This is a genomic window from Candidatus Izemoplasma sp. (assembly GCF_982632705.1).
Window position 1 is genome coordinate 26,405 of the sequence record NZ_CEXEES010000002.1, and the last position, 12,562, is coordinate 38,966.

The following is a 12,562-nucleotide window of genomic DNA, read 5'->3' on the forward strand; positions in this document are numbered from 1 at the left end:
TTATAGTTTTAATAATAACAAAAGACGAACAAGTGTTCGTCTTTAACTATTATTATAAAAGTTTGTATCCGACCCCACGAACTGTTTTAATGTATTTATTCGTTGGATCAGTTTTTTCTCTAAGTTTGAATACATGAACATCAACTACACGGCTATCGCCATCATAACTAAACCCCCAAAGGTCCTTTAAAAGTTGATCTCTTGATAAAGCTTTACCTTTGTTTTGAACAAAATACACAAGCAATTCAAATTCTTTTAATGTTAACTCCAATTTGATATCGTTCAAATAGACTTCATAACTTGATTGGATAATTCTAAACTCGTTATATATAAGAACATCTGCTTTTTCAGGTGTATTCTGTCTTCTTAATCCTGCTTTTATTCTTGCTAACAATTCTCTAGGACTAAATGGTTTTGTTACATAATCATCTGCACCAATGTCAAAGCCTTTAATAACATTATATTCATCATCAATTGCTGTTAGCATAATTATGTATGACGTATTACCCTCTTCACGGAGTTTTCTACAAATATCCATACCGTTCATTCCTGGTAGCATAATGTCCAATAATATAACATCATATGTGTTTACCTTGGCTAGATTATAGCCCTCTAAGCCATCAAATGCAGAATCTACATTATAATTCAACTGTTTTAAATCATACTCTATTATTCTCTGAATAGATTTCTCGTCTTCAATTATTAAGATTTTAGCCATTCTATCAGCCTCCAATCATATAATAACATATTTATATATATTCCTATGTACTGTTATGCATTTTGAAAAATCTACTCTTTTATATCTGCTTCGTAATTCATTTCTTCATTGTAGTATTGTTCTTGGATAATATTAATTACGATATTGTTACAGTGATCTCCAATACGCTCAATGTTTGTAAGGATGTCAATATATAGTTGATCTTGTGTTTCCGTTGATTCGTTTGAGTTGATTCTTCTGATATGTCGTTTTCTATTCTTGATTACAAGTTTATCGATAACATCTTCATACTCCATAACTTTTCTGGCTATGTCTTTATCTTGATACATAAATGCTTTCAATGTTTTATCCATGGTTTTTCTTACAACGTCATACAGTTTAGTTAATTCCATAAACGCATCTTCACTTAATCTAACTTTATCATCATAACGTAATTCAAAGAACTGAAGGATGTTAGTACAGTGATCTCCGATACGTTCAAAGTCTCTAATAGTATCAACGTATTCTGCTTGGGTATGTGAAGCGGCTTCTGTAAGTCCTGCTTGTGCAATGTGTACTAAGTAATCATGTGCTTTCTTATCAATCGTATCTAATACTTCCTCTAACTGCATACCGTTATCAAATAATTTTTTATCGTTTTTATATGAGTAACTAATCGTTGTTTCTAACATTTGTCTTGTTACTTCACCCATGTTTTGAATTACCAGTTTAGCGGCTTCTAACGCTAAAATTGGAGATTCCTTGATTAATTCATCATGCATACTATCTATATCAACTTCGATGATTCCATCATCACCTTTAATCATATATGTTACGATCCATACAAGTTGCTTGATGAACCAGAACATGATAAATGTATTAATAATATTGAATCCCATATGCGCATAACTAATTACAAGAGCATCATGTTCAGCAAGCCCTGAGAAACTTGCTAGTTTTGAAATTAACCATGTATATTGATTAATGAATAAAAAGAACACTAATGAACCAATCACATTAAATAATACATGCGCAAGTGCTGTTCTTCTAGCGGCAACAGAGCCACCAATTGATGCAAGGACAGCTGTAACTGTTGTTCCAATGTTGTTTCCGAACAATATAGCTACTGCACTAATTAGAGGGAACGCCCCTCCAGCTTCACTATATATTGTTTGCAATATACCTATTGTTGCACTACTAGATTGAATTAAAGCTGTTGAAACTGCACCTAGTGCAAGTCCAATAATTGGTGCTTCCGCTACATTCTCAATCATATTGACAAATTCGTGAGTACTTGCCAATGCCTTTAACTTCCCACCCATAACATCTAATCCGTAAAATAACATACCAAATCCTAGGAATACTCCACCAAGATTTTTGTACTTCTTACCTTGGAAGAAGAAAATCAAGAAGCTACCTGCTGCAATGATTGGCAATGCATATTCCTTAATTTTTAAACCGATTAATACTGATGTTACAGTCGTACCAATATTAGCCCCAAGAATAATTCCTACTGCTTGAGGTAGTGTCATTAACCCTGCTCTTACAAGTCCAACTGTTAATGCTGTTGTACCGCTTGAAGATTGGATTAACCCTGTTACTAATATACCAATTAGAACTCCAAACACTGGTTTTGAAGTTGTCTTCTCTATAATTACTTTTATCTTATTACCCGCTAGTGCTTTTAATGAATCCCCCATCATATTAATCCCGAATAAGAAAATCCCAAGTCCACCTAGTAATTTAAATATAGTTTCTGTCCATTCAATATCTGCAATATTTGTTAAGTTTTCTGCAATTGCTCCAGCTAAAATCATATGTTACCTCCGAATTAAGTTGAGTTATTATCAATTTCCAAGCAAAATATACCATATTTTTAATATAATGAATAGAGAAAAATTGTAAATTTAACATTCTTAACACAATCTTAACAAAGAGAAAAATTATAAAAAAGAGTCGATTAGATCGACTCTTTATATTCTTTTACTAATTGATCACATGCATCTATTAAATCTTCTGCACGGTCCCAAGTACCTAAGTTAGCTCCGCATGCGTTTGCATGTCCCCCACCATCAAACTTGTTTGCAAGTTCATTAATAGCGATACCACGAGATCTCATTCTAGCTCTAACTATTTGTTCTTCGTATTCTGCAAACAATATCCATACAGGACAATCAGCGAATACTCCTAAATCATTTACAAGTGCTGTTGCTTCATCTAATGTTACACCGAATCTATCTAAGTATTCAGGTAATACTTTGAAGTATACAACCCCGTTTTCTGTTTTTACATAATTTTGAAGTAAGAACCCTCTGAATCTTGTTTGTTCTTCACTTCTTTGATCAAGGTATACATATATTTCATTTGTATTTAATCCTAAATCGTATAATGCAGCTACATTTCTAAATGTGTCTCCATCAACACCGCTATACTTAAATCTTCCTGTATCAGTTAAAATACCGAAAAATAGCGCTTTTGCTCCATCTGCATTCATTTTTAACTCATCTTTAAATGCCATATATAAGTCTAAGATGATTAATGCTGCTGCTGGACGTGAAGTATCAACATAATCAATATCTCCAAACCCTTCTTGAGGGATATGATGATCGATTTTAACTAATTTTTTACATTGTTTATATCTTTGATCTGCGATACGAATGCTATTCGCAGTATCAACACTTATTGCTAGTGCACCATTTAAGATATCCTCTTCTACTAATTCAGGAGTTCCTATATAACTTGTAAACAAGCTTGATTCTCCTGAAACATAAACGTTCTTATTTGGATATGTTTGTTCAATAATGTTCTTTAAACCATACGATGTCCCAATACAATCTCCATCAGGTCTTCCGTGTGGAAAAATAACAATTGTATTAAATTCTTCTATTGCGCTCTTTATTTCTTTTAGTTTTTCTAAATTCATTGGTTTACTTCCTCTAAGAATTGATCTAAGTCATTTAGTACCAATTCACTCTCTTCTAAACTATTTATTGTGCAACCACATGCTAAGGCATGTCCTCCTCCACCATATTTACGTGCTATATGGACGATAGAGTGTCTTTTACTTCTTAGTTCTACAAATACTTGTTGTTCCTCGTTTAACGTGAAATTAGCCCAAATTTCAACGTTCTCTAAATCTGCCATTTGATTTACCATTGCACGTGATACTGTAAATGTTGACACGTTGAAATGGTCTTTAACAGATAAGTCGTTTTTCATGAACGCTACTTTCTTTTCAGTAAGCTGAAAATTGTTAATAAAGTAACCTCTTAGCTTTTTAAAGTTAAATGTTTCTGTATATAGTCTTTCGTAAATCTCTTGGATATCTATTCCTTTACTGATAAGGAATGCAGCAATCTCAAATGTTTTTGCTGAAGTTGCTGGATATTTAAATCTTCCGCTGTCCGTTGCGATACCTGTAAACAACGCTTTTGCCGCTTTTTTACTAACCTCTAAGTTCATCTCAATTGCAAAATCTGCAATGATTTGAGCACAGGCAATATGTGTTGAATCATTAAGCTCTGTATCTGCTACATTACTTGGGTTTAAATGATGATCAATAACAATTACGTGATCCGCTAAAGTATACCTATTATCACTAATTAGATGAGATACACTGACATCAACAATAATTACTAAGGCTCCCTTATAAATCTCGTCTTCAATATGATCGACATCACCAATGAATGCGAATTGATTTACATCACCTACAGCGTAGACAGATTTGTTTGGATAATTCTCTTCAATAACATGCTTCAATCCCATTTGTGAGCCATAAGCATCACCATCTGGGTTAAAGTGTCTATGAATGATTATCGTATTATATTTTTCGATTAATTCTTTTATTTTATTATACATAATTTCACCCTCCAAAATAACATTATATTATACCATAATGCATTAACAATTCATACAAAATGCAATAAAAAAGCCATATCATTTGATATGGTCTTTGCTTAGTCGTTATACCATCTATCGTAATCAGGTAAATTCTCTTCATAATCCCAGTAATAATCAAGTAAATTACCCCATTGTCCTATGCTATTTGCTTTTGCGTAATCTTCAGCGATATGCATCCATTCATTATATGTGTAATCACCATAACTAATTGTCTCTCCAGCACCAAATTCATACTTCACTTGTGCAAGTCCTTGCCTAACAACCATGTAGTTTAATAGGAAGTATTCTTCTTCTCCCGGAAGTTTAACCCAAATCCAAGCTAGTAATCTTCCGTATGTACCAGTTAAAGCGTCTCCAGGATCTGTCTGTATTCTAATAGCTTCAGCGCTTGTCAACAACTCACAAGTATATACACTTGCTGGTTTTCCCCATTCTTCTTCTCCACCGTTATAGGTCTCTTCGGTATCCATATTTAGGAATCTTGAGGATTTTGCACCACTTGTAATTAAATCGTATATATCTTGAGGATAATTGAATACAGCTGTATCTCCATCAGTACAATAACTAAGAGTAACATCAAAGTATCCACCTCTTGGGTCTATATATCCGATATCTCCAAATGATTCATCTAGTAAAGGTCCATCATATTCCATTTCTAAGGGAAAGAAATACTGATTTAAATCATCCATTTGCTTATAAAGAATAATTCCTAGAGCACTTGTTAAGAAAAACTTCTCTCCTGCGATCTTACCATCACTGTATGCATAAAACGTTCCTGCAATTTTATCACTATGAACATATAATGTCTCTGAGAAAGATATACTTACATCATATTCTTCGAACAGTACCTCAATCTCATCCTCGTTTAACGTCCTTAAATCAGGTAATCTAATAAAAGTACGTTCTCCAGTGAATTCAGGATACACTTTGATAGTTATATCATCTTCAGTAGTTACGATATCCCCTGTGTTAGAACCTATATACATACTAAACTGATGTTCAAGGTCCTCGTCTTCTATTGTTTCATATACTATACTAAATTCTCTATCTCTAGAATTGAATAACTCTTCAATTTCATCTAATGTGTATCCATTTAAATCAGGTAGCTGATAAAATGAACCAGATTTTTCTTCATCGGTTCCACATCCTGTTAATACAAGGATAATTGTAAGGATTAAAAATAGTCCTTTTTTCATATAAACACCTCTTTAATATTAGTAACATTACATTATACTTTAAAATCATAAAAAAAACACCACTTTTACAAGTGATGTTTTTATTTAAATTATTGTGATAATTAGTCTACTGTATGAACTCCAACAGTTGAATAATCTCTATCATCTGTAGCAACGATCCATTGCATCGCTCCAACAGCCCAATCATCAGAACCTTGAGTTACAGCAGGTACTCTGATTAAGATTACGTTTCTAGTTTCACCATCAGTAATATTTCCGTTACCAACCATCCAGTGTGTACCAGGGTCTACACCTTCTTGTCCAATAGCATCAATTAATACACCATTGTGGAATAACCCGATAGCGTCATCACCGTTTACATAACCAACAACAGTTGATACTAACCAATCAATACCAGTTGTAGGGAATAAAACAGTTGCAGTAGTTTGAGCAGCATCAGCAACGTCAACACAACCACTGTTTCCAACAACAAGAACAGCTCCAGCAGCTAATGTACCAGATAAAGTTACGTTATCACCAGAAGCAGCGAATAAAGTTCCGTTTCCACCTTTAGTGATTGAATATTCACTTAAGTCAACAGTTGCATCTGTTCCGTTATAAATTTCTACATATTTACAGTTTCCACCGTCTGCTTCAGCATATTCGCTAAAGAATAATCCAGTAGTTGTTGGTGCAGGTACTTCAGGTACAGTAACAGTAAATGTTTGTGTAGAAGTTTCAACACCGATTGTAAATGTAGCAGTTAAAGTAACAGTTGCATCTCCAGAACCTGTAGCAGGTTGAGTAACAACACCCATATCTGTGATAGCAGCGTTATCTGAAGCCCATGCAATTGCAACACCGTACATTTCTGTAGGAAGTGTAACATCAACAGCAGCAACAGCAGCAACATCAACAGCAGCAACAGCTACTGATAATGCGTCAGCATCACTTAATGCAGGTAATACAACGTTAACCATTCTTACATTGTCAAAACTAAAATCTAATGCAGTAAATGTAATTTCAATCATATCTCCAACTACATAAATGTCTTCGAAGTAAGGAGCAAAATCAGCAATTTTGAATTTAAATCCATTGATGTCTCCACCGTCAGTATTGAACATTGCATATCCAAATCCATCATTTACATGAGTAACTGTGAATGTAGCAGTATATCTTTGCATTTCGTTAAACTCAGCAAAAATTACAGCAACGTCAGTTTCAGCATTAACAACAAGTGCGTTGTCCATTGATAATGTATCAATCAATGAAGCAGATTTTAAAATTCTATTGTTGTTTCCATAAGTATCTTTTGTATCTAAATCTCCACGTACAACGATTTCATCTCCAATATCAGAACCGATATTACTATCTATCCATAAAGAAGCACCAGTAGCATCTTGAATCACTACTTCGTCGTAGTATTTACCAATTACAACACCTTTAACTAATACATTGTCTCCATCAGTTAATAATAAAGCGTCAGTAACAGTTAATGCATCCATATCGTTAGCATCTAATACAGTTAATACAAAGTCTCTTGTAAGAACAGTTCCGCCAACAGTAACAGTAGCAGTTAATGTAACAGTAGTATTTGAACCAGCAACACGTACAACAGTACCATCAGTCGCGATTACAGCTTCATTATCAGAAGCCCAAGCGATAGTAGCAACAGCATCAGTGTTTTCTACTGGTAATACTAAGTCCATTTCAACCATAGGGTTGATCATTAATAAATCTGTAGCAGCTTGTGCAGTATACGCTTCAGTCATTGCAGTTTCTACAACGATATCAGCATCTACACCATTAAATAATACTGTACCATCTTGATAAGTGATAACAGTTAATGTAATGATTTGTCCATCATGTAATTTAACATCATCAGCATTTGAACGGTAGTAAACTTGAACTTTTCCACCAGCTGAATCAGTAATAAATGCGTTATTATAAGAACCTTCTATTGAAACAGTACCAGTAATTGTAGCTCTTGTTCCACGAGCAACTAAGTCGTTTAATGCAGCAGCAACTGTAGTAACTACAGGAGTAACAGCATCAGCATTCCCTTGAGAATTTACAACGATATCAGCAACAGGTGAAGCTTGAGTTAATCCACTATATGCTCCTAAACTAGCGATGATTGTAACGTTGTCTCCAACAACTACATCAGCAACATAGTCTGAACCAAATACGAATAAGTAAGAACCAGCTTCTTCAATATATAATCCGTAATATGAAATTTCATATACAGTTCCTGAAACTTGTACATATGATCCTAAATCCATCATATTTACTTCAGCAACAGTACTTAATACAGGAACCATAACTTCAACAGTAACTGTTTCAGTTAATGAACCTTTTGTAGCAGTAGCAGTGAAAGTTACAGTAGTAGTTTCAGCTCCATAAGCTACGAATGCACCCATGTCGTCTAATACTGCAACAGTATCAGAAGCCCAGTTAGAGAACACTGTTCCGTTAGCACCTTCAGTAGGTAATACGATTGTAGAAACAGTCGCGCTAGGGATCATTGAATCTAATGATGCGATATCAGCAGCAATTGCGTCAGCATCAGGTAATGTGTTAATTGTTATATCAGCAGTTCCACCGTCGAATGCAACGATAGGTCCGTTAGTACCATGTTCAGTGTAATAAAATACAGTGATAGTAACATCTTTACCAACTTCAGCTTCTAATGCAGCTAAACCAGATGCAGTACCATAATATGAGATTAATATTTGGTCATCACCATCAACGATATATACGTTTCCGTAATCACCGATAATTGCAACAGTACCAGTAATTTCATAGTACATACCATGCATTTCTCTTACAGTTGAATCTAAAGCTAATACTTCAGCAACAGTAGCAACAGTAGCTGTACCTTCTAATGGGTTAGCATTTCCAGTTGATAAAACTTCTTCAGCTGTAATGTTCCCGATTTGGTATAAAGTATTATAGTTTACGTATTGTCCAGTAACTTGTACTTCATCACCGATAGCGATTCCAGTTACTTCAACATTTAAATAAACACTAATAGCATGAGTTCCATCACTTAAGAAGTAACCTTTATCCATAACTCCAGTTACGATTCCTGTGAATTGAACTAATTCTTGATAAGCTGCAGTTGTATGTAAGTCAAGAACTGTAGTATAAACTGTTCCTGATTCTTCAGCTAATACAGTAAATGTAAAGTCTTTTGTAACAGTTGCAGTACCAACAACGAAAGTTGCAGTTAAAACAACAGTTGCATCAGCAGCTCCAGCAGCAGGTCTAGTAACAGTACCGTCTGCAGCTAAGAAATCTGCATTATCAGTTGCCCAAGTTACAGGGAAACCTTGATGAGTTTCAACTAATGCTACATCAGTAACTACATCTTGATTAGCGAAAATTAATGAAACGATTAATCTTGCTGCTTTCGCATCATCAGTTTCAACAGTAATTGCTGGAACAACGATTTCAAAATCTTTCGTAAATTCATTATCACCTAAAGTTAAGGTAGCAGTTAATGTAACAGTTTGATCTAATTCTCCAAATACTGGATTAGTAACCATTCCGTCGTTTGAAATTACTAAAGGCTTATCTGAAGCCCATGTAATTGTAACACCGTGTAAACCTGAATCTAATAACGTTAATTGTCCTTCTGTGATAGTTGGTTCATCTAATCCGTCAAAAGCTTCTTGCAATTTCTCTAATTCAGACATTGTAGGTGTATCATCTCCACCACAAGCTGTTAACGTAAAGATCCCAACAAAAACAAGTGTTAATGTTAATATTTTTTTCAACATCTTTGTACTTCCTCCTTCTTTCTTTTCTTCTAGTCTGTACTAAAAGTTACATCCTCTAAATGAACAACCAATAATTGGTAATCACTATTATATCTCCCCAGAGGTGCAACAATACTAAATTCTGTACCTACAGTAAATAAGTCTCCAGTAATATCGCTATCGACAGAATCATCTCTTCTAATCAATATTGTATTTCCTTCACTATCTTCTGCGGTTACAGTGAATGCATTATCATCAGCATTTTCATAAATGCTAACAACAGTAAGATTGTCCATTTGGATTAAACTTCCAATCGAATCTCTAGATAATTCACCGAAAGTAACAATCTTTGGAGTAACTACATTTCCAGTACTTACAATCGAATAATTCTGTCTTGCAAAACCTGTTAATTGTAATGCTCCAGTTTCTACATCAGGATGATATGTAAGGCTTACTCCAGAAATTGTAACTTCATTTCCTTCTGCAAGTCCACTAGTGTTCGAGAACCCTTTATATAGGTAGATACCATAATCTCCGGATTGTATATATGGATGTCCGCCTACTGTTCTCGTAATGACACCACTAACTACAACTTTTAATCCTATATATTCTTCCTGATTTGTAACCAATTCTTCAATAGTAACTTGAATACCGTCTAAACTATAATCGAACGTAGGGTCATCTTCTCCCCAAATACGTAAATCGAAATCTTGAGTAGCAAACTCTGCTGCATAAAATTCTGATTCGTATTTAAGTCCGCCAACACCTTTAGAACCTGTATATGATTCTTCGACTAACTCTAAATTAAGTAATCTTCCATCATACCAAACCCATGCAAGGTATCTTTCATTCCCATCGGTTCTTGTTGTAGCTGCGTCAAACTCAAGAACTATTGCTGTTGCATTTTCTAACTTGTCACAAGTGAAATCACTTGCTGGTTTACCCCATGGTTCAAACTTGTAAGTTGATTCTGGAGTATTGATTCCTAAGAATCTTACACTAAAAGTCCCATTACCTTCAGTGAATATAGCTGTGTCACCATCAACACAACTTACTAGATCTACTTCACCGATTCCATCTGCGATGAAATTAGTAGTGTCGTAGCTAAAGTCCATTTGTAAATCATCTGTATAGCACGTTATACATGTTCTTTCTTCCCTCAGAACCGTAAAAGTGAATGTTGCAATAGTTACTGCATCATTCAATGTAATTGTTGCTTGTAAACTAACTTGTTGATCACCTTCTAAAAATGTAGGTCTAGTTACGCTACCTGTATTATCTAAATACATTGGAGAACTTGATCCCCAAACTACAGTAACTTCACTATTGTTTGTAGTAGGCAATACTATATCTTCTGTGATTTCAAAGTTATCAAAAACTAACTCACTCTTCACTTCATATACGGTATCAATATCTGTTTTAGTCTCACCGGTTTTACAACCTGCAAGACTTAAAACAGTTAAAATCATTATTAGTATTGAAAACTTCTTGATCATTTAAATCACACTTTCCTTATATACTAGCTTAATTCATCCAGCATAGCTTGAATAGCTTCTTCAACAGAAACAGTTCCACCAAAGATAGCTTCAGTGATGATTCCTGCTTGAAGTCTTGCATCTGATGAAGATGCATGTTCCATTGAGAATGCAGGATCATATTGATTGTAATCAATTTGAGCAAATCCAGCTTGAGCTGTCATTGATTCATATACGTAATCTGCAGGGTTTCCAAGTAAATCTTGTAATCCAGCACTAAATACATATGCGTCTAATGTTCCAGCAGCATCCATATCAGAAATACTTAAGAATTCTTGATACATTGGTGACTCAAATCCGCTAGTACGAACTGGTAAGTAACCAGTTAACATAGACCATTTTGCAGTTTGCTCTGTATCAGTAATATATTTGATGAATAACCAAGCTGCTAATCTTTCAGCAGATGTTGAGTCTTTCATAATTGCAACGTTTGGACCTTGTTGTACAGCTGATAAATGATCTTCATCCCATTGAGGAACTGGTGCAACACCAATTTCAAATGTACCAGGATCAGGAATATTATAGCTAATACCTGCAGTTGAACCAACAGTCATACAAGAATCTCCAGCTTTGAAGTTTGTAGAACCATATTGTTGATCCCAAGCGATTGGTAATGCGATCATTTTATTCTCAAATTTTGATTTTAAATATGATAACATATCGTTTGTTTTTGAATCTCCTACTAAAATATCTCCTTCACTATTTGTGTACCCTGCGTCCCATTGACGTACACTATTAATGAATAAATTAGAACTTGAATCATAATTGATTAAGTATTCACATTGATTAGCTCCATCGCCAACCATTGTAGCCATAAATCCTTCTAAATCAGCAAAACTTAATGCTTCATCCATAGGGATTGTAATTCCGTTTGCTTCAAAAATAGTTTTATTGAAAACCATCATTTCAGTTGATTTACTGTATGGTAATGAATACATAAATCCACCTTGATATTGTCTGTTTTCATCTAAATAAGATTCGATGAAATCGTCAACATCAACACCCCAAGTTTCATCATAGATGAAGTCATCTAGAGGTATAACTGCGTCTCCGTTTAAGTATCCTGCAACATGATCAGGGTACGCTACTAACATAGTAGGTGTGTTCCCAGCTGACATTGCTAAGATAGTTTTGTTACGTAAATCGTCATATCCACCTTGAGAAGTAGCGTTAACTGTAATGTTTGGATATAATGCTTCAAATTCAGCGATATAATCTAATAATAACGCTTCTTTTTCTTGTCCATATACATGCCAGAAATCGATTGTAATCTCTTCTGTAGGTAATGCATCTAATACTTCAACAAGCCCTGGTTGAGGATTGTCTGGATCTGCTACTTGACATTGTGAAGCGTTTGGATAATCATCACAATTTACTTCAGGTTCTGGAGCAGTTTTAGTTGCACATCCCGCTAAAGCTATAACAGTAATTAATAATAATGATAATGATAATAACTTTTTCATTGTTTCCTCCTATATTTTATATATATTATAG

General features: G+C 34.5%; 8 protein-coding genes. All 8 read right to left on the reverse strand.

Going from position 1 to position 12,562, the window contains the following annotated elements:
• Positions 1–52 precede the first annotated feature (52 nt).
• Entirely contained in the window at positions 53–718 is a 666-nt protein-coding gene (locus AC2LE6_RS00480) for a response regulator transcription factor (RefSeq protein WP_484477266.1), read from the reverse strand.
• A gap of 71 nt (positions 719–789) precedes the next feature.
• A complete protein-coding gene (locus tag AC2LE6_RS00485) occupies positions 790–2,514 on the reverse strand; it encodes a Na/Pi cotransporter family protein (RefSeq protein WP_484477267.1) in 1,725 nt (574 codons plus the stop codon).
• A gap of 143 nt (positions 2,515–2,657) precedes the next feature.
• Entirely contained in the window at positions 2,658–3,620 is a 963-nt protein-coding gene (locus AC2LE6_RS00490; protein ID WP_484477268.1) for a DHH family phosphoesterase, read from the reverse strand.
• Positions 3,617–4,555, reverse strand: coding sequence for a DHH family phosphoesterase (locus AC2LE6_RS00495; RefSeq protein WP_484477269.1), 939 nt, complete (start codon positions 4,553–4,555; stop codon positions 3,617–3,619). Before AC2LE6_RS00495 ends, AC2LE6_RS00490 begins: the two co-directional genes overlap by 4 nt.
• Positions 4,556–4,653: 98 nt before the next feature.
• Positions 4,654–5,793: a thermonuclease family protein gene (locus AC2LE6_RS00500; RefSeq protein WP_484477270.1), complete on the reverse strand. Its 1,140-nt coding sequence runs from the start codon at positions 5,791–5,793 to the stop codon at positions 4,654–4,656.
• 101 nt (positions 5,794–5,894) lie between these two features.
• Positions 5,895–9,554 (reverse strand): immunoglobulin-like domain-containing protein, encoded by a 3,660-nt coding sequence (locus tag AC2LE6_RS00505; protein ID WP_484477271.1) that lies wholly within the window; start codon positions 9,552–9,554, stop codon positions 5,895–5,897.
• A gap of 29 nt (positions 9,555–9,583) precedes the next feature.
• Entirely contained in the window at positions 9,584–11,029 is a 1,446-nt protein-coding gene (locus AC2LE6_RS00510; protein WP_484477272.1) for an immunoglobulin-like domain-containing protein, read from the reverse strand.
• A 23-nt stretch (positions 11,030–11,052) separates the two neighbouring features.
• A complete protein-coding gene (locus AC2LE6_RS00515) occupies positions 11,053–12,531 on the reverse strand; it encodes an extracellular solute-binding protein (RefSeq protein WP_484477273.1) in 1,479 nt (492 codons plus the stop codon).
• Positions 12,532–12,562 lie beyond the last annotated feature (31 nt).